The organism is Peptoniphilus grossensis, assembly GCF_001940285.1.
Lineage (GTDB): Bacteria > Bacillota > Clostridia > Tissierellales > Peptoniphilaceae > Peptoniphilus_A > Peptoniphilus_A faecalis.
Window position 1 is genome coordinate 1,400,283 of the sequence record NZ_MJIH01000001.1, and the last position, 20,021, is coordinate 1,420,303.

Here is a 20,021-nt window from a genome sequence, read left to right on the forward strand (position 1 = left end):
TTGGTGAAGACAATTTTTAAAAACGACTGGCAAGAAATTTTGGAAGAAGAGTTTGAAAAAGATTATTACAAAGAACTTAGAAAACTTTTAATTGAAGAATACAAACATTACGAAATATTTCCAAAGGCTGAAGATATTTTTAACGCCTTTCACTATACATCTTACAAGGATTTAAAAGTTTTGATTTTAGGACAAGATCCCTATCACAATGTTGGTCAAGCTCACGGACTTGCTTTTTCTGTGAAGGATGGTGTTATGATTCCGCCTTCACTTCAAAACATTTATAAAGAACTTAATTCAGATCTAGGGCTTCCAATACCAAGCACAGGTTATTTAAAATCGTGGGCAGACGAAGGCATAATGCTTTTAAATACAACATTAACTGTGAGAGCACATCAGCCAATGAGCCATGCAAAAATTGGTTGGGAAATTTTTACAAATGCAGTCATAGAAAAAATAAATGAAAAAAAAGAGCCCATTGTCTACATACTATGGGGCAATCACGCAAAGGCTCGCAAAAAATTTATAAATAATAAAAATCATCTTGTAATAGAAGGCGTGCATCCATCGCCACTTTCTGCCAACAGAGGTTTTTTTGGTTCTAAACCCTTCTCTAGAGCAAATGAATTTTTAAGAGAAAGAGGAGTTACGCCACCTACCTGGGAAGTCAAATAGAATTTTTAAAATTTAAAATATTTTTTATTACAGCAGAATCATTTGCCAAATGCAAATCATCACTGCTGTAATTTTTTTTGTAATTAGGGTCGTAATAATTTAACAAGAGATCGCGGATTAAAAAGTCGTAATCGCCTTCGTAAAATTTTTCTAAGTAAATACTTTCTTTTTTATGAGAAATAAATTTTTTAATTTCTATTAAAGCCTTATAGATCTCATCTTTATTGGACAAATTGTAATCTCTCTTAATTCTTGCTATGCGGTTTTCTATTTTATCTTCTATAACTATCTTTTTGCCAGAAGAAATTTTTTCAATTAAAATTTTTGGCAGCTGAATATTTCCAATTTTTGCACTTTCTCCTTCGGTGAAAAAAGTTTTTTCATCATTATCCAAGGCTTCAAATAGAAGTGATTCAAAATATTTTTGAGAAGGCTGATTATTTAATCCAATTCCACCAAAAATTGAACCTCTGTGGTTTGCAAGTTTTTCCAAATTAAGCACGGGAAAGTTGGAACTTAAAGTTTTTAAAATTTCAGTTTTTCCAACGCCGGTTTTGCCGCACAAAATTACAAAATCCTTTTGTGCAATTAAATTATCTAGGTTTTCATTAATATATTTTCTGTATGCCTTGTATCCGCCAATTAATTTTTTTACATTCACATTAAGGGCACGCAGAAATGAAAAAAACACATTGGACCTGTAGCCGCCACGAGAGCAATAAATTATCACATGATCATAATTTCCTGTGAGTTCAATAACTTTTTCATAGAAATCTAAAAGCTTATCCTTTGCAAAATTTATTCCAAGGTATTTTGCTTTTTCCACACTTTCCCTTACATAAGTTGTTCCGACAATTTTCCGTTCTTCATCATCTAGTATAGGAAGATTAACTGCGCCGGGAATTCTATTTTCATTAAACTCCCTTGGACTTCTCATGTCTATAAATTTTATTTTTTCGCCATTTTTTATCATTTTATGAATTTCTTCATAATTTAATTCGTATTTCAAAATATCACCAATAATAATATATCATGTAATTTAAAAGCATAAAATAAATTTGCAAAAAAAATTATTTTGATATAATGTAACTGAGGTGAATTATGGAGTATTTAAAAATGAATTATTCAGATATAAATAAGATAAATATAGGAGAAGTTCCTGCGATAATTATTGAGCCCAACTTGAAAACAAATAAGACAATTGTTTTCTACCACGGTTGGGGTTCTTGTAAGGAAAATCAAATTTTCCGTGGAAATATTTTTGCCAGCTATGGATATAGAGTAATTTTACCCGATGCAAGATATCATGGAGAGAGAAATAATATAGATCTCGACTATACAGCCGAAGACATTGAGGCTAAGTATATTTTAAAAGTCATCATGCACAATATTGAAGAGGCACCTTCAATTTTTAAATTTATAGAAGAAAATTATCCTGAAAATGAAATTGCAGTAGGCGGTCATTCCATGGGTGCTATAACTGCAGGAGGGCTTTATAATTTTAAAAAAGATTTGAAAATGGCCTTTGTTTATAATGGTATAAACGATTGGCATGCACTTGTAGATGCTTTAAATAAGATTAAAAAGGAAGAAAAGATTGACGAAAATGAATTTAGGATTAATGAATTTTTCCTAGATATGAATCCAATGGATAGCCCAGAAAATTTTAAAGATAGACCAATTGTACTATACAATGGAGAAGACGATGATATAATTGACCCAGCTGGTCAAGAGTCCTTTGCGAGGAAAATTGAAAAAATTTATAGCGACAAAAAACTTTTGGATTTTCAAACTTTTGAAGCCACATCTCATCAAGTTACCACTCAAATGCTCGAAGCGTCAATTATTTTTTCTAAAGAAATTGCGGGGTTTTAATGAATACAGCGAGATACTTGGTAAAAGGAAAGGAAAAATTAAATTTATACGATGTTCCAACTTCTTATAAAGGCAAGTTAGAAAAAAAGGAAGTAAAAGAAGTCTTAATTCCCGAGAACATTGAGAAGATGCGTGAATATCACGAAAAACTTTACGCAGAAAACAATCAGTCCTTATTAATAGTTTTACAAGCAATGGATGCTGCGGGAAAGGATTCTCTTATTAAAAACATTATGACTGGCGTAAATCCACAGGGCACAAAGGTTGCCTCCTTCAAAAAGCCAAGTGAAAATGAATTGGATCACGATTATCTATGGAGAGTTACAAAGGAATTACCACCTCGTGGCGAAATTGGAATTTTTAACAGAAGTCATTACGAAGATGTTCTTGTGTCAAGGGTTCACAATTTAGTTTTGGATCAACCCTTTCCAAAAAATTTAGTCACTAAGGATATTTGGGAAAAAAGATTTGAAGAGATAAATAATTTTGAAGAATATCTTTCAAACAATGGAATAACAATTGTAAAATTCTTCCTTCACATTTCTAAAGATGAACAAAAGAAAAGGCTTATGGAGAGAATTGAAAGACCAGAAAAAAACTGGAAGTTCACATCATCTGATATAACTGAGAGAAAGTATTTTGACGATTACATGAAGGCTTATGACGATATGCTTGTAAAAACTTCGACAAAAACAGCACCTTGGTATATTGTGCCAGCAGACAAAAAGTGGTTTTCAAGGTACTTAGTTTCAGAAGTAATTTTAGAAAAGCTAAAAGAAATGAATCCACAGTTTCCAAAACTTTCTAAAAAAGAGCTTGAAAGTTTAGACAAGTGGAAAAAGATTTTAGAAGAAGATTAATTAAATTAAAATCTATAAAAGACCTTTTTATATAAAGTAAAGAGGTCTTTTACATAAAAAAAAAGAAGGCATATGCCTTCAATAATATAATTATTCAGCTGGTTCAAAATCTGATTTTTCAGCTCCACAAAGTGGGCATACCCAATCTTCTGGTAGATCAGCAAAATCAGTTCCCGCTTTGATTCCATTTTCTTCGTCGCCTACTTCAGGGTCATAAATATAACCACAAAGTGTACATTCGTATTTTTTCATTGATCTTCCTCCTAATAAAAATACTTGCTACACAAGCTTATTTTCATTATAACAAATTACTAAATATAATACAGTAAAATTTTAAAAATAATAAAATCACAAATATTAATTGAAGTTTAAAAGATGAAAGTAATGGGTATTTTTTAATAAATGGAGTGAGAATTATGGATACTTTATATAAATTTAAGGGCTTTGTTAATAGTGATTTATCTTTAATAAAAAATTTTTTAGATTCTGCAATTATGGATTTATATCCCTTTATAGAAGACCAAGAAAAATTATTTGATATAAAAGTTATATTAAACGAACTTGTTGTAAATGGAGCCATGCATGGCAATGAAGAAGACCTCAACAAAAAAGTTTGTCTAAAATTGCTTTTAGACGAGAAATCTTTAAAGATAATTGTAAAAGACGAGGGTAGAGGCGTGGATTTTGACACATCTCTATATGACTGTACAAAAAAGAATTGCAATGGCAGAGGGCTACTAATTGTTGAAGCACTTACAGACCAACTTATATTAAATAAAAACGAAGTTATCGCAATAAAAAATCTATAAATTCTATTTGAATTTACATATGAAACCTCTAGGGTTTCTTTTTTTAAAAAAAATTATTTAGTTGAAGACGTAGATTTTAGATTATAAGTCTTCATTATGCAGATACATTTTACAAACAATAATTATCATATAATATAAGAGTTATTTTATAAAATAGAGTTGTTTTTTTATTATTTATAATATTTTTGGCGGCATATACAGCTGAAGATTATAGCCAAGTGGGTATAATTGATTTCAAATTGATTATGAATTTAGGCTTGTTGTATATTATATGTTTAATAGCAGCAGTGGTATTAAATTTAATTTATTTAGTGATAAAAAAATTTTTTAGTTTTATTAAGTTGTAATTATCAAGGAAAAATATTTAGAAACTAAAAATATATAAAAATATAAAAGTTTTATATTCTTATATTGTTAAATAGAAAAATGGCTGTCAAGTGGCAGCCATAATTTTTTTTATTAAATTTCCTTCAGAACTTTTTTAAGATGCTCGTATACTCTTTTAGTTGAAGAAATTGAAAGAGTTTCCTTTTGTGAGTGAGCACCCCTAATGTCTGGGCCAATGGAAATAATGTCCAGATCCCTATTTTTTGTAAAGAATACTCCGCATTCAAGTCCTCCGTGAGTAAATTCTTCTTCCATTTCAGTACCCTTCATTTCTTTATAGATTTTCTTTACAATTTCTCTAAAAGTAGATTCCCTTCTATATTCCCATTCAGGATATGGATTTATAAATTCAGCTTCGACTCCATATTTTTCAGCTATGTCTAGATAAACTTTTCCAAATTCTTCAGAAAGTGATGAGCTTGCAAATCTCAATGATACAAAAACTTCTGCAATTCCATCGACTAATTTTGCTATTGCGAGATTTGATGAAGATTCAAGAACTTTTTTTTCTTCATTTATAAAGGAATGAGGTCCAGTTGGGAGTTCTAATAAATATTTTGCAAGTTTTTCGCTAGATTCTGCTGTCAAAATTTTTCCCTCGTGAGAAGTTTTTTCGCATTCGATGATAAGTTCTCCATCGACATTTTTAAATTTATCTTTAACGTAATTAATGGCATCCTTTAGCTCTTTTTCGTCGCAAATAATAGAAAGTTTTCCTTCTCTTGGGATTGCATTTTGTTTTGTGCCGCAGTCTATGTCGATTAAATTTACATGACTTAATTTATTTAAAATTTCTGCAATAACTTTAATCATATTGCCCTTGTTGTTTGCAATTTCCATTCCAGAGTGTCCACCCAAAAATCCGTGGAGATCAAGTGCAAAAGCTTTTCCAGAATAATTTTCCCTTTCAGGTTTAAATTTTGAGTGTAGCAATTTTCCGCCAGCAGATGAAACAGTTAAAATTCCTTCTTCTTCGGAGTCGATGTTGATTAAATACTTGCCTTCGAGATATTTTGCGTCAAGATTCTTCGCTCCGTGCATATCAGTTTCTTCAGACACAGTTACAATTATTTTTAGTGGACCATGCTCCTCTTCGGCAAGTGCCATTGACATTGCAACGCCAATTCCATCGTCTGCACCAAGGGTAGTATCCTTTGCGTGAAGTTTGTCGCCATCTACTATTAATTCAATGGGGTCAGTTGCAAAATTGTGGTCTGAATCCTTATCTTTTTCACAAACCATGTCCATATGACCTTGGAGTATGACCTTAGGTCTATCTTCCATGCCCTTTGTGGCTGGAACTTCCATAATTATATTTAAACTTTCATCTTGAGTAACTTCATAGCCGGCATCTTCTCCAAATTTTTTTAAAAAATCAGAGACAGCTTTTTCCTTTCCAGATTCTCTAGGAATTTTTGATAACTTTTCAAAATAATCAAAAACTTTTTTTGGTTCTATATTCATATTAACCTCACTTTAAAATAACTTTGTGATAAACTTTTTTGCCCTTTCTAATAATAATTTCGCCATTTTTGAAATCATCTTTAGTAAGTTCAAGTTTTGGATCACTTATTTTTTTGTCGTCAATGCTAACTCCACCTTGAGTTATAAGTCTTCTACCTTCAGAATTTGTCTTAATAAGGCCTAGTTCAGTCATTAAATTTAAAATTCCAACAGGTTCATTAAATTTATCTGATGCCATTTCAGTTGAAGGTATGTCATCAGAATCTTTTTTGCCACCGAAAAGCGAATGGGAAGCATCGAGGGCGGATTTTGCAGCTTCTTCTCCGTGGATGTCCTTTACAACTTCATAAGCCAAAACTTCCTTTGCCCTATTTAATTCAGCACCTTCTAATTTTTCGTATTCAGCAATTTTATCGAGAGGAAGCATTGTGAGAAGCTTCATAAATTTGATGACATCTCTATCATCGCAGTTTCTCAAATATTGGAACATTTCATAAGGGGTAGTTTTTTCCTTATCAAGCCAAATTGCACCAGCCATAGTCTTTCCCATTTTGATTCCAGCAGCAGTAGTTAAAAGTTTAAAAGTCATTGCATAAACTTTGTCGTTTTCTAATTTTCTAACGAGTTCATAGCCACCAAGGATATTAGACCATTGGTCTGAACCACCGACTTGTAGCTTGCAGTGATGTTTTCTGTAAAGATATAAGAAGTCGTAGGATTGCATAAGCATATAAGAAAATTCAAAAAAAGTAAGGCCTTGTTCCATTCTGTTTTTGTAACAATCAAATTGTAGCATTCTATTTACAGAAAAATGAACGCCAATTTCTCTAACGAAATCCAAGAAATTTAATTTCAAAAGCCAGTCTGCGTTATTTTCGATAATGCCCTTGCCTTCAGAAAAATCTAAGAAATTAGAAATTTGTTCCTTAAATCTTTGAGCATTGTAATTAATAGTTTCTCTGTCCATGAGAGTTCTCATGTCGCTCTTGCCAGATGGGTCGCCAATAGTTGTAGTTCCACCGCCAAGTAGAGCAATTGGAATGTGCCCTGCCCTTTGCATATGTTGCATTACCCTAATTTGAATAAAATGGCCGAGAGTTAGAGAGTCTGCAGTTGCATCAAAGCCAACATAAAAAGTAACGGATTCTTTTCCCAGCATTTCCCTTAATTCATCTTCATAGGTACACTGATCTAGATAACCTCTCTCGCTTAAAACATCAAATACATTTTCCATAATTCCTCCAAAAAAATAAAAAGAACCCCACGATGAAAGGACGCATTCGTGGTACCACCTTTCTTCGCCGAGGCCTCAAAAATTAATAGACTCCAATATTGTAATTCAGCTTTCGCTTACTGTATATCTTCTCCGTCTTGTATACATACTATTTATGATATAATAATCGAAAATAAATAAATTGTCAAATGGGGTGAAACTTTGATTGGTATAGATATTGTAGAAGTAAAACGAATAGAAAAAATAATAAAGGAGCATGTAAATTTTCTCCAAAAAGTTTTTAATGAAGATGAAATAGAAAGAATAAGGAAGAGAAAAAATCCCTACGAGAGAATAGCGGGTATGTATGCGGCAAAGGAAGCGGTTTCAAAGGCAATGACTACTGGTATAGGCAAAATTTCCTTTCACGACATAAAAATAAAATACATAAAAGATATGCCCTATGCAGAAGTTTTTGACCAAAGATTTTATCTATCCATTAGCCACGAGAGGAATTGCGCAATTGCAATTGCAAAATTAGCTTGCAAAAATATTTCTAAAAATATGGAAGAAAAAATAATTTTAGATGAAAAAATAAAATCCCTTTGGAAAAATAGAGAAGAGGACACACACAAGGGCGATTTTGGGAAAATAGCCATAGTAGGAGGTTCCCTTGGCATGACAGGTTCATCTTATCTATCGTCAAATGCAGCATTAAAGGCAGGAGCAGGTCTTGTGTATAATATTGTGCCACGAGAAATTTTTGACCTTATGTCTATAAAATATATTGAACCCATTGCAAAAACTTTTTTTAACTTAGAGGAAATGGAAAAATTTTTAACAGGACTTGACGCAATAGCCATGGGTCCGGGAATGGGACTTGGCGAATATGCCAAAGCTGTCTTTGAAAAAGTAATAAAGATGAAAAAAAATCTCTTGATAGATGCCGATGGACTAAATATTTTGTCAAAAAATTTAGAACTTTTAGATGAGAGGAAGAATTTTACAACAATTTTAACGCCACATGAAGGTGAGTTTGCAAGGCTCACGGAACTATCTTTAGAAGAAATAAAAAATAATCGTGAAAAAGTTGCCCTTGATTTTGCAAAAAAACATAAGGTAATTTTAGTCTTAAAGGGGAATAAAACAATTGTAACAAAGGGCGAAGAAATTTATGTAAATAATACAGGAAATTCTGGCATGGCAACGGCAGGATCTGGTGATGTCTTAACTGGAATAATTTCTGCCTTTATGAAAAATTATTCCCTATTTGATGCAGCAAAACTTGCAGTTTATGTTCATGGACTTTCTGGAGATATTTATGCAAAGAAAAATTCAAAGACTAGCCTAAGGGCAAGGGACTTAATAAAAAACCTAAGCACAGTATTTAAAAATTTTGAAAAAAAATAAATTTGTTTTTTTGGTTTATAATAAACATTAAAGTAATGTAACCCGAACTATAACTGAATGTTTACATGTAAATATTAAAAAAACCGAAAATTAATTTATTATAAAAGTGAAAGTAGATGAAGAAATTTTATGAAATCATATCCATTTAAAGTCCATGCCTTTTGGCAGATCCTAAACATTTTTGTCCTAATCACAATATCGGAGTCTGTCAAAAATCATAGAAGTCCAATAATTGTAGCCTTGCCAGGTTTATTTGCTCTTGTTTTAAATTTGATTTGGATAAAAAAAGAAAGGGACAATTGGAGCAAGGGATACAAAATAGCCATGGGAGTTTATATAGTAGTTTTAATTTTATTTACAATTAGCATGGTTAGGATGTCAATGTAAGGGAGTTATTATGTTTAAAAATAGAAAAATACTTTTTATAATTTTATTTGCATTTGACCTTATTTATACATATTTTGCAATAATAGGAGTGGCAAAATTTTTCCAAAGGTTTAGAGGGCCGATATATGTACAAGTTCTTTGGTATGTAATGATTTCTGCACCGGCAATTGTGCATTATTTACCTGGTGGAACAAAATTTAATTTAAAAGAAACAAAAAGATACACAATTCCTTTATTGATTATGATTGCAATAAATTTTGTAATGCCTATGTATTTATAATAGATTTATTAAAAATTTGTAAAAAAATAAAATTAATTCCTATTATTTAAGTATAATAATTAAAATTGTGTTAAAATAATATTAGGATTGTTCATAGATCAATCTTTAAAATCTCTCTTGCCTTAAAAGGTGAAAAAATATGATGATAAAAAGAGGGGATATATTTTATGCCGACCTGTCGCCAGTTATTGGATCTGAACAGGGAGGAGTAAGGCCCGTAGTTGTTGTTCAAAACGACATTGGAAACAAGTACTCGCCTACTACAATTGTTGCTGCAATTACATCTCAACTTAACAAGGCGAAGTTACCAACACACGTAAATGTAAGGGCTAAAGATGTTCCACTTCCAAAAAATTCTGTAATTTTAATGGAACAGCTGAGGACCATAGATAAAAAAAGGTTGAGGGAGAAAATCGGTAAATTCGACAAGGATGTTATGGACGAGATAGACGCTGCAGTAAAGGTTAGTTTGGCGATGAAATAATTGAACAGCATACATATTTAAAGACTACTTCTTTTGAGGTAGTCTTTTATTTTGGGTTTTTATTTATAGAAATAGAAGGATCTATGTGATAAACTTATAGTGGAGAGATATATGGAAAAAATAAAAATTTTTGGAGTTGAAATTTTTAATATTGATAATTTAGAGTGTGAAAATATTTTAAGAGATTTTTTAAAGGGAAAGGGTCTTAAAAAAATTTACACTCCAAATACTGAAATTGTCATGGCAGCTAAAAGAGATGAAAATCTTAGACATTTAGTTAATTCTGGAGATTTAGTCTTAGCTGATGGAATTGGTCTTATTTATGCGTCAAAGATGAGAAAAAAGCCTTTAAAGGAAAGAGTTACGGGCTTTGACACTTCCATTAAGTTATTGGAGCTTGCAGATGAAATGGGACTAAATTTATATTTTTTAGGCGGCGTGGAAGGTGTAGCAGAGGATGCTGCAAGGGCAGTCAATGAGAAATATAAAAATGCTAATGTGGCTGGATTTCACAATGGCTATTTCAATTCTAGGATAGATGGCGAAACATCTAGTGAAGAAAAGAATATAATTGAAGAGATTAACAGCAAGGATATTGATATTGTATTCGTGGGCTTTGGCTTTCCTCGTCAGGAAAAGTGGATAGAGGAATTTAAAGATGATATTAAGGCAAAGGTTATTATTGGAAATGGTGGTGTTCTCGATATTTTATCGGGAAGGGCAAATAGAGCTCCTGAGATTTTTATTAAGCTTGGATTGGAGTGGCTATATAGACTTTTAAAAAATCCTTCGAGGATTAAAAGACAAATTGATTTGCCAAAGTTTTTGTTCGCAGTTATGAGAGATAAAAATTCAGTTGAATGAGGAGTGAAATTTTGAATATCGAAAATAAAGCAGTTAATACTATAAGAATGCTATCAGTTGATCAAATTGAAAGCGCAAATTCAGGACATCCCGGTCTACCACTTGGTGCAGCACCAATGGCTTATGTACTTTTTAAAAATCATTTAGTAAGAGATTCTAAGGATTTAGATTGGGAAAATAGAGATAGATTTATTTTGTCTGCGGGACATGGATCGGCTCTTTTGTACTCACTTTTCTATTTATTTGACTATGGTTTAAGCCTTGATGATTTAAAAAATTTTAGACAACTTGATTCAAAAACTCCAGGGCATCCAGAGTATGGTCATACTAAGGGAGTGGAAGCAACTACTGGTCCACTAGGTCAAGGCATTGCCATGGCAGTTGGTATGGCAATTGCAGAAGAAAAACTTGCAGCTATTTATAATAAAGATGATTTAAAACTTATAGACCACTACACTTATGCCCTTGTAGGCGATGGATGTTTAATGGAGGGAATTTCCAACGAGGCATCATCTCTTGCGGGAACATTAAAATTAAGTAAATTAATTGTACTTTACGATTCAAATAAAATTTCTATTGAAGGTTCAACTGATTTAGCTTTCTCTGAAAATGTTCGTGAAAGATATAAGGCTCTTGGATGGGATACTTTTTTAGTTGAAGATGGAAATAATCTAGATGAAATTAATGAGAAAATTGAAGAAGCTAAAAAATCTAATAGACCAGCACTTATTGAAGTAAAGACAAAAATCGGATATGGTTCACCTAGAGAAGATTCTGCTAAGGCTCATGGAGAACCGCTTGGAGCAGAAAATAGAAGGGAAACTAGAAAATTTTTTGGACTTCCTGACGAAGACTTTTGTGTTTTAGATGACGTAAAAGAGTATTTCCAAAAAATTGTAGAAGAAAATACAAAAAAAGCTTCTGAAAAGAAAAAAATCGAAGAAGAATATGCGAAAAAATACCCAAAGGAATACGAAGATTACAAAAATTCCTTTAAGTTTGAAAGGAAGGAACTTTTAGAGGATTCTTATTATGATTCCTTTGAAAAGGACATGGCAACTCGTGCCATCTCTGGAGAAGTTTTAAATAAAATTGCAAAGGAAAACATTCATATCTTTGGTGGATCTGCAGACTTAGGTCCGTCAAATAAGACAATTTTAAAGGAAGAAGAATATTTCTCAGCAGAAAACAGAACTGGCAGAAATTTAACTTTTGGTGTACGTGAAAATGCCATGGGAGCAATTACTAATGGAATTTTATTGCACGGTGGACTTAAAACTTATGCAGCTACTTTTTTAGTTTTTAGCGATTACTTAAAACCGACAATTAGACTTGCCGCTCTTATGAACCTTCCAAATGTCTATATCTTCACTCACGACTCCATAGGAGTAGGAGAAGACGGGCCAACTCATGAACCAATTGAACATTTAGCAATGTTAAGGTCAATTCCTGGAGTAGTTGTTTTAAGACCAGCTGACGGAAGAGAAACAGCAGCAGCACTTAACCTCGCTTTTAACTCGAAGAACACACCTTTTGTACTTGCACTTTCAAGACAAAATTTGCCACAACTTGAAAACTCATCGAGAGATATTAACAAGGGTGCTTATATAATAAAAAAAGAAGAAGGCGAGCTTGAAAAAATAGTAATTGCAACTGGTTCTGAAGTTTCTCTTGCACTTGATGCAACAGAAGGGTTAAAGGGTGTTCGTGTAGTTTCAATGCCTTCTATGGAAATTTTTGACGGACAAAGTTCAGAATATAAAGAAGAAATTCTTCCTTCAAATATAACTAAGAGGATTTCAATTGAAGCACTTTCATCCTTTGGATGGCACAAGTATATTGGAATGAAGGGCATGGCAATTTCCATTGATACCTTTGGAGCAAGTGGAAAGGGTTCGGAAGTCTTCGAGAGATTTGGATTTACAAAGGAAAATATTAGAAGAAAGATAGAAGAATTTTAAAAATAAATTATTGAAGGGGAGGGAGACCTCCTTTTTTACATTGAGAGGGAATATTGAGAGGGAATGATGAATTTAATTAAAGAAAAAAAATGGGCAATAATTTTTTCACTTTTTGCGATGTTTCTTTGGGGGTCTGCAATTCCCCTAATAAAGTTAACATATATTCATGCAAATATTTTGCCTAAGGATTCCGGTGGGAAAATTTTAATTGCAGGGATAAGATTTTTTATGGCTGGCATTTTGACCTTTATATATTTCTTTATTTTTAACAAAGGAAAAGTTGAAAAAGATAAAATAAATTTTAAATTTATAATAATACTAGCCTCCATACAAACTATGTTTCAGTATATGTTTTATTACATTGGTCTTTCAAACACATTAGGCTCACTTGCAGCAGTTATTCAAGCATCTAATGCCTTTATAATAGTAGTAATTTCAGTTATTTTTATTAGCGATGAAAAATTCACAAAGAGAAAGGCGTTGGCTCTCATAATAGGAACAATTGGCATACTTATTACAAATGCAAAGGGTGCAGAAGGGCTTCACTTTAAATTTACTGGCGAGGGATTTATTCTTATTGCAACAACTTTAAACGCATTAGCAGCAGTTTTAATAAGAAAGTATGGAAGAAGACAGAATCCCTTTATTCTAACGGGAACACAATTTTTACTAGGAGCAACTCCCCTTATAGTAATTGGAGCACTAACACATAAATCCAATGTAAACTTTGACTTTACGCTTTTCCTACTCCTATCTTATGGAGCATTTATATCGGCAACAGGTTTTACAATTTGGACAAGTATTCTACAGGTGCATAGTTCAAGTGAGTTTGGCATATACAAATTATTTGTTCCAGTTTTTGGAACAATTTTATCTGTAATCTTTCTCGGAGAAGAACTCACAATAAATATTGTTTTAGGGCTTATATTTGTATTTATAGGGGCATTAGTTTTAAATAAAAAAATATAAAACAATAGAACTGATGAAATATTATCAAGAAAAAATAAAATTTAAAACAATATTTTAAAGGCTCCTTCATAAAAAATAAGTCAGAGTGTAGACAAATCTATCAAAATTTGATGGGTTTGTCTATTTTTTATTGAATTAAAAAAGATAAAAAAATAATTAAAAAGCCAAAATAGCAGTAAATAAGTACATTTTAAGCGATGAAAAAAGTTTAACATTGCGGCAGAGTTTTATTGAGTTATAGCAAAGATAAAAGTGTAAAAAAAAATAAAACAAAAATAAAAAATCAGTTTTAAGCTATTTCAGAAGAATATAAAAAAATTTAAAATATGATATTGACTATCACGCTGGGGAAAATAATAAAATACTGGTAAAGAAAATGTTTGCAATAAAAAAAACTAAAGGAGGCGACAATATGGAAGAGGTAGTAAGTAATGGCTCAATAAATAGAGCTGATCTTGCGAAAAAGAAATTAGATAGTACATATTTCAAAAAGGGGATTAAAGTTGGAATTTATTCTGGAGTTACATATGGTTTATACACAGCGTTTGTTACAACAGCGACAACTTATGGAGTATGGGCTGGCTGGTACGGAGAAAAATCTCCCCTATCAGCAATGGCAGTAGCATTTATACTTGGAACATTAGCGACGGGAATCAATGATTTGCTATCAGCATTCTGGGCAATAGCAAATGCCTTAATAAAGGGAAAATTTGAAGACTTTATAAAAACTGTAAAGACTAAACCGGGACTTATAATGATTTTTGCAGCTATTGTAGGTGCGCCAATAGCAGGAGTTGCATATGTGCTTGCGATAGTAGCTGGTGGACCAGTAGTAATTCCAATAGCAGGACTTAATGTGTCTATTGGAGCAATTTTAGGCAGAGTGATTTTTAAACAGAAGTTAAGTCCAAGAATGATTTTTGGTATCTTAATTTGTTTTATAGCTAGTGCGATTATAGGAGTGTCTGGTCTAAGTGGAGAAATCAAACCAGGGATGATACTTGGAATGATCATGGCATTTATAGCAGCTTTTGGATGGGGACTTGAAGGAACAATTGCAGGATTTGGCACTGCGATGATTGATTCAGAGATTGGTATTGCAATTCGTCAAACAACAAGTACAATTTTTAACTTTTTAATTGTACTTCCAATTCTAGGAATAATTGAGGGAAGTGGTGTTTCATTAATTGCAAGTCTAACAACAACTGCACTCACTGACAAGACAGTTTTAATATTCTTAATCAGTGGTTTATTCACATTTTTGACATTCAACACTTGGTATAAGGGTAATTCAATGTGTGGTACAGCACTTGGCATGGCACTTAACGGAACATATGCTTTCTTTGGGCCCTTCTTCTGTTGGATAATACTTGGAGTAATTCTTAAAAACCCTGGATACGAGCTTGCACCTACGACATGGTTTGCATCTCTATTAATGGCTTTTGGAATTTTTATCATGAGTGTGAATCCTCTAGATTATATCAAGGGAGGAAATAAATAATGAGAAGACCATTAAATTACGAAATCCTTAAATATTTAACAAATCATGACAAAGTTTCGGCAGAGGAAATATATAATTCACTTCATGAAGAGTACAAAGATCATAAAGCCTTTAAGCTAAGCATTATCGTGGAATCACTTATGACAGCTAAAGAAAATGGGCTTATAAATGAAGATGGTTATGATTTAATAAAGGATAAGTTAGTTGTATATTACAGTGCAACGCCTGAGCAAAAAGAAACTATAAATTCATATATAAAATAGGAGGTTTTATGAGGTGTTTAGGAAATGAAGCAGCTGGTTTAGTTGAGACACTAGGTATGTTACCAGCAATTGAAGCTGCGGATAAAATGTTAAAAGCAGCAGATGTAGAGCTTGTATCTTATGAAAATGTTGGATCTACTCTTGTAACTGTAATGGTTAAGGGAGACATAGCTGCAGTGGAATCATCTGTATCAAGTGGAGCTGAAGCTGCAAAAAAAATTGGAAAAGTAACTGCAGCAAATGTTATGAAAAGGCCTGTGAAGGCTGTTGCAGACGTGCTTGCAGTTCATGGGATCAATGATGTAGATGAGAGTGTAAGAGTTAGAGCACTTGGTGGAATTGAAACTTTTGGGCTTGTATTTGTATTAGAGGCAGCAGATGCAATGATTAAGGCGGCAGATGTAGAATTTATAGGCTATGAAAATGTGGCAAGTGGATATATTTCAGTTCTAGTTTCAGGAGATGTAGCTGCAGTTGAAGCTGCAGTAGCTGCAGGTGAAAGAGCAGTAAAGGAAATGGGAGCAGATATTTATGCGAAACTTGTAATTCCGAGTCCACACAGAGATTTATATAGTATTACAGAAAGATATGAGATAGATAATTTGCTTCCATAAGGAGGAATTATGAAAATTATTGATTATGATCTTTTGTCTCTTCAAGAAGCGAGAATTTTAATAGAAGACGCCGTAATAGCAAGGGATAGCTTAAAAGAATTTAAAGATAATCAAATAGAAAGTTTAAAAGACCAAATAAAACTATACATGAAGAAAAATTTAAAATCTTTAACTCATATGTCCTATGAAGAAAGCTGCTATGGCAATGAAATGGATGAATATAATCTTGCTAATTTTTATCTCGAAAATATAGACGAGGAGTTAAAGAATTTCCCCAAGGTTTTTGATGTAATAAAATCTGAAAACACAAAGGAAGTTTTTGTTGCTCTGCCTAAGGGAACAATACTTGCATATATTGCACCATATCTTAGCGTTCTTACAACTTTTCAAATAATTTATATGGCAATTAGTGCAAGAAATCCAGTGATTATTGTGGCTAATAAAAAAGTTAAAAAAACTATTATAAAAATGGTGGAAGAAATCACTGATATTTGTTATGAAAACTTATATCTTAGAAATGTAGTTTCTATACTAAAGATAAATTCAGATTTATCTAATGAGACTTTAGTAGAAAGCGAAGAGATTTCTCTAATAATAGAAAATGTATTAAGTGATGAAAAGTTAAGTATAAAGAATAAAAATGCAGATCATTTTTTAGCGGAAATGGGAAATAATATTGTTTTCATTGACAAAAACGCTGACTTAGAAAGTGTAGCAAAGGAAATTATAGCAAGTAAGAGCTTCAACAATGGACTTCTTCCAGGAGTTGAGCAAGCAGTGGTTGTAGATCATGAAGCTTACGATGGTGCAAAAAATTATTTTTCAAGTAATGGAGCCTATTTTTTAACTAAGGAAGAGCATATAAAACTTCAAAAGATTTTATATGATGATAGTTTACAAATTAGAAAAGAACTCATAGGAAGAAGTGCAAAAGAGCTTCTTAAAATGGCTGATATAAAAACTGATAGGGATATAAAAGTCTTAATCGTAACTAAGCCCTATGTGTCTATAAACTCACCATATTCTAAAGAAAAATATCATCCAATACTTTCAATGTATATAGAAGATGATTGGCTAAATGCTTGTGAAAAATGTGTGGAACTAATATTAAATGATGAAAAAGGACAAAGTCTTTCTATTTATTCTAATGACAATTATGTAATTGAACAATTTATAGAGAAAAAACCTGTTGCAAGGGTTTTGGTAAACACATCGACGGGATTTGGAACTATAGGGCTTAGTTCCAACTTGCCACTTAGTTTTATAGTTACGAATAAACAAATAACTGGACAAAAATCAACAAGTTTAAATCCAAACCATTTTGTTAGATACAAACAAATTGCAATGAAGGACGATAATAGATCAAATAAATTTAAAGATTTTATAAATAAATCAAAAGAAGGAAGTAATTTATTCAAGGAAGTATATAAAAATATAAAAGATAGTTAGGAGAAAGTTATGGATTTAAAAGAATTTTCAAAACAATTAGCTAAAGCTACTGAACGCATGACAGAAGAGGAAAGAAGAAACCTTCGAAACATGTTTGAACAAGTAACTAATAGCATAGTAAAGGAAGACAAAACAGCAACATGTAATGACGATTCATGTGGTACAGAAATACCAGATGGTCCCACTAAGAGACATGTGGCATTAAAGGAAAACTTCTTAAAACAAGTGCCAACAATCACTCTACATAGAGCGAAGATTGTAACAGAACTTGCAAAAGAAAATCCAGGAATGCCAAAAATTGTATTAAGAGCAAAATCTTTTAGAAAATGTTGCGAAACTGCACCCCTTGTAATACAAGATAACGAACTTATTGTTGGAGCACCTTGCGGAGCACCAAGAAGTGGAGCATTCTCACCTGATATTTCATGGAGATGGTTAGAGGAAGAACTTGACACTATTGCAACAAGACCTCAAGATCCATTTTATATTTCAGAAGAAGACAAAAAATATTGTCGAGAAGTATTATTTCCATATTGGGAAGGTAGATCTTTAGATGAATCTTGTGAAGCCATGTATAGAGATGCAGGAGTTTGGGAATTATCGGGTGAATCCTTTGTATCAGATTGTTCTTATCACCAAATAAATGGTGGTGGAGATTCTAACCCGGGATATGATGTAATCCTTATGAAAAAAGGCATGATTGATATTCAAAATGAAGCAAAGGCTCATTTAGAAAAATTAGATTATTCTAACCCAGAAGATATTAATAAAATTTATTTTTATAAATCAGTTATAGACACAACTGAAGGTGTAATGATTTATGCAAGAAGAATGAGTGAATATGCAAAAGAACTTGCAGCAAAGGAAACCGATCCAAAGAGAAAGAGAGAGCTTGAACAAATCGCTGAAGTAAATGCATATGTACCAGCGCATAAACCAAGAACTTTCTGGGAAGCAATTCAATCAGTATTTACAATTGAGTCACTTCTAGTAGTTGAAGAAAATCAAACTGGTATGTCAATTGGTAGAGTCGATCAGTATATGTATCCTTTCTATAAAGCTGACATTGAATCAGGAAGATTGAATAATTACGAAGCCTTTGACCTTGCAGGATGTATGCTAATCAAAATGAGTGAAATGATGTGGCTAACAAGTGAAGGCTCATCTAAATTCTTCGCAGGATATCAACCATTTGTAAATATGACAGTTGGTGGTGTAACTAGAGAGGGAAAAGATGCAACAAATGATTTAACTTACCTATTAATGGATGCAGTTAGACATGTAAAAATTTATCAACCATCACTTGCAACTAGAATTCACAATAAATCACCTGAAAAGTATTTGAGAAAAATTGTAGATGTAGTTAGAAGTGGTATGGGATTTCCTGCTTGTCACTTTGATGACACTCACATTAAGATGATGCTTGCTAAAGGCGTAAGTGTAGAAGATGCCAGAGATTATTGCATGATGGGCTGCGTTGAACCTCAAAAATCAGGAAGACTATATCAATGGACTTCAACTTCATATACGCAATGGCCAATAGCAATTGAACTTACTTTAAACCACGGTGTACCACTATGGTATGGAAAGCAAGTTACTCCAGATCAAGGGGATTTATCTCAATACAAAACATATGAAGAATTTGAAAAGGCGGTTAAAGATCAAATAGCATATATCACAAAACTTACAGCAGCTGCTACAACATTATCTCAAATAGCACATAGAGATATAGCACCAAAGCCACTTATGTCAATTATGTATGAAGGATGTATGGAATCAGGTAAAGACGTATCAGCAGGTGGAGCAATGTATAACTTCGGACCGGGAGTTGTATGGTCAGGACTTGCAACCTATGCAGACTCAATGGCAGCTATTAAGAAATTAGTATTTGATGATAAGAAATATACGCTTAATGAACTTAATACAGCTCTTAAGGCAGACTTTAAGGGATATGAGCAAGTAAGAAGAGATTGTTTAGATGCACCTAAATACGGTAATGATGACAGTTATGCAGATGATATTTGTAATGATGTAATTATATTTACTGAAAGAGAACACGCTAAATACAAGACACTTTACTCAAGACTATGTCATGGGACTCTTTCAATTTCAAATAACACGCCTTTTGGTCAAATGACAGGAGCGTCAGCAAATGGGCGTGAAGCATGGGCTCCACTTTCAGATGGTATTTCACCAACTCAAGGAGCCGATTACAAGGGACCTACTGCTATTATTAAATCAGTTTCAAAAATAGCTAATGATTCAATGAATATGGGTATGGTGCATAATTTCAAGATTCAAAAGGGATTACTTGATTCTAAAGAAGGAGAAAATGCACTTATCACACTTCTTCGTACAGCAAGTATGTATGGAAACGGAGAAATGCAATTCAACTATCTTGACAATGAAACTATGATAGATGCACAAAAGCATCCAGAAAAACACAGAGATTTAGTTGTACGTGTAGCTGGCTACTCTGCATTCTTCGTAGAATTATGTAAAGATGTACAAGATGAAATTATAAGTCGTACAATGCTTGAACACTTCTAAGAAGTA

At 32.5% G+C, this 20,021-nt stretch carries 20 protein-coding genes; 16 read left to right on the top strand and 4 right to left on the bottom strand.

The annotated features are described in order from the left end of the window. The first annotated feature begins 3 nt into the window (after window positions 1–3). A complete protein-coding gene (locus tag BIV18_RS06770) occupies window positions 4–675 on the top strand; it encodes a uracil-DNA glycosylase (protein WP_075660390.1) in 672 nt (223 codons plus the stop codon). On the opposite strand, the gene mnmH is transcribed toward BIV18_RS06770, so the two are convergent. Further along, window positions 668–1,684, bottom strand: coding sequence for a tRNA 2-selenouridine(34) synthase MnmH (gene mnmH, locus BIV18_RS06775; RefSeq protein WP_083635550.1), 1,017 nt, complete (start codon window positions 1,682–1,684; stop codon window positions 668–670). The two genes, BIV18_RS06770 and mnmH, sit on opposite strands and share 8 nt — an antisense overlap. A 92-nt stretch (window positions 1,685–1,776) precedes the next feature. Here mnmH and BIV18_RS06780 point away from each other — a divergent pair, with 92 nt between their 5' ends. Then, window positions 1,777–2,550 (top strand): prolyl oligopeptidase family serine peptidase, encoded by a 774-nt coding sequence (locus tag BIV18_RS06780; RefSeq protein WP_075659879.1) that lies wholly within the window; start codon window positions 1,777–1,779, stop codon window positions 2,548–2,550. Beyond that, window positions 2,550–3,410, top strand: a complete 861-nt coding sequence (locus tag BIV18_RS06785) for a polyphosphate kinase 2 family protein (protein ID WP_075659880.1) — start codon at window positions 2,550–2,552, stop codon at window positions 3,408–3,410. The genes BIV18_RS06780 and BIV18_RS06785 overlap by 1 nt, the downstream gene beginning before the upstream one ends. 90 nt (window positions 3,411–3,500) lie before the next feature. Here the strand turns inward: BIV18_RS06785 and rd are convergent, their stop codons facing one another. Further along, window positions 3,501–3,662 (bottom strand): rubredoxin, encoded by a 162-nt coding sequence (gene rd / locus BIV18_RS06790; protein ID WP_075659881.1) that lies wholly within the window; start codon window positions 3,660–3,662, stop codon window positions 3,501–3,503. 164 nt (window positions 3,663–3,826) lie between these two features. On the opposite strand from rd, the gene BIV18_RS06795 reads away from it, so the two are divergent. After that, entirely contained in the window at window positions 3,827–4,219 is a 393-nt protein-coding gene (locus BIV18_RS06795; RefSeq protein ID WP_075659882.1) for an ATP-binding protein, read from the top strand. A 459-nt stretch (window positions 4,220–4,678) separates the two neighbouring features. Here BIV18_RS06795 and pepD read toward each other — a convergent pair whose 3' ends face one another. Further along, window positions 4,679–6,070 carry a beta-Ala-His dipeptidase gene (gene pepD / locus BIV18_RS06800; RefSeq protein ID WP_075659883.1) on the bottom strand — a complete coding sequence of 464 codons (1,392 nt, stop codon included), beginning with the start codon at window positions 6,068–6,070 and terminating at the stop codon, window positions 4,679–4,681. A 7-nt stretch (window positions 6,071–6,077) separates the two neighbouring features. After that, window positions 6,078–7,304, bottom strand: coding sequence for a tyrosine--tRNA ligase (gene tyrS / locus BIV18_RS06805; protein ID WP_075659884.1), 1,227 nt, complete (start codon window positions 7,302–7,304; stop codon window positions 6,078–6,080). 201 nt (window positions 7,305–7,505) lie between these two features. On the opposite strand from tyrS, the gene BIV18_RS06810 reads away from it, so the two are divergent. The 12 genes from BIV18_RS06810 to cutC all read left to right on the top strand — a co-directional run bounded on the left by BIV18_RS06810 (window position 7,506) and on the right by cutC (window position 20,015). Further along, window positions 7,506–8,693, top strand: a complete 1,188-nt coding sequence (locus BIV18_RS06810) for an NAD(P)H-hydrate dehydratase (protein WP_075659885.1) — start codon at window positions 7,506–7,508, stop codon at window positions 8,691–8,693. A gap of 129 nt (window positions 8,694–8,822) precedes the next feature. Continuing rightward, window positions 8,823–9,080: a hypothetical protein gene (locus BIV18_RS06815; protein ID WP_075659886.1), complete on the top strand. Its 258-nt coding sequence runs from the start codon at window positions 8,823–8,825 to the stop codon at window positions 9,078–9,080. A gap of 10 nt (window positions 9,081–9,090) precedes the next feature. Next, window positions 9,091–9,360, top strand: coding sequence for a hypothetical protein (locus BIV18_RS06820; protein WP_075659887.1), 270 nt, complete (start codon window positions 9,091–9,093; stop codon window positions 9,358–9,360). Window positions 9,361–9,499: 139 nt separating this feature from the next. Then, window positions 9,500–9,844 carry a type II toxin-antitoxin system PemK/MazF family toxin gene (locus BIV18_RS06825; protein WP_075659888.1) on the top strand — a complete coding sequence of 115 codons (345 nt, stop codon included), beginning with the start codon at window positions 9,500–9,502 and terminating at the stop codon, window positions 9,842–9,844. Window positions 9,845–9,955: 111 nt separating this feature from the next. After that, window positions 9,956–10,708, top strand: a complete 753-nt coding sequence (locus tag BIV18_RS06830; RefSeq protein WP_075659889.1) for a WecB/TagA/CpsF family glycosyltransferase — start codon at window positions 9,956–9,958, stop codon at window positions 10,706–10,708. 11 nt (window positions 10,709–10,719) lie between these two features. Continuing rightward, window positions 10,720–12,669 carry a transketolase gene (tkt, locus tag BIV18_RS06835; protein WP_075659890.1) on the top strand — a complete coding sequence of 650 codons (1,950 nt, stop codon included), beginning with the start codon at window positions 10,720–10,722 and terminating at the stop codon, window positions 12,667–12,669. 66 nt (window positions 12,670–12,735) lie between these two features. Continuing rightward, window positions 12,736–13,638 (top strand): DMT family transporter, encoded by a 903-nt coding sequence (locus tag BIV18_RS06840; RefSeq protein ID WP_144015207.1) that lies wholly within the window; start codon window positions 12,736–12,738, stop codon window positions 13,636–13,638. Window positions 13,639–14,050: 412 nt separating this feature from the next. After that, window positions 14,051–15,139: a DMT family transporter gene (locus BIV18_RS06845; protein WP_075659892.1), complete on the top strand. Its 1,089-nt coding sequence runs from the start codon at window positions 14,051–14,053 to the stop codon at window positions 15,137–15,139. Then, window positions 15,139–15,402, top strand: coding sequence for a hypothetical protein (locus BIV18_RS06850; protein WP_075659893.1), 264 nt, complete (start codon window positions 15,139–15,141; stop codon window positions 15,400–15,402). Before BIV18_RS06845 ends, BIV18_RS06850 begins: the two co-directional genes overlap by 1 nt. An 8-nt stretch (window positions 15,403–15,410) precedes the next feature. Further along, window positions 15,411–16,016: a BMC-T shell protein gene (locus BIV18_RS11580; RefSeq protein WP_075659894.1), complete on the top strand. Its 606-nt coding sequence runs from the start codon at window positions 15,411–15,413 to the stop codon at window positions 16,014–16,016. 9 nt (window positions 16,017–16,025) lie between these two features. Continuing rightward, complete coding sequence (locus BIV18_RS06860) at window positions 16,026–17,465, top strand: aldehyde dehydrogenase family protein (RefSeq protein ID WP_075659895.1); 1,440 nt, start codon at window positions 16,026–16,028, stop codon at window positions 17,463–17,465. A 9-nt stretch (window positions 17,466–17,474) separates the two neighbouring features. Continuing rightward, window positions 17,475–20,015, top strand: a complete 2,541-nt coding sequence (gene cutC, locus BIV18_RS06865; RefSeq protein ID WP_075659896.1) for a choline trimethylamine-lyase — start codon at window positions 17,475–17,477, stop codon at window positions 20,013–20,015. The last annotated feature ends 6 nt before the right edge of the window (window positions 20,016–20,021 follow it).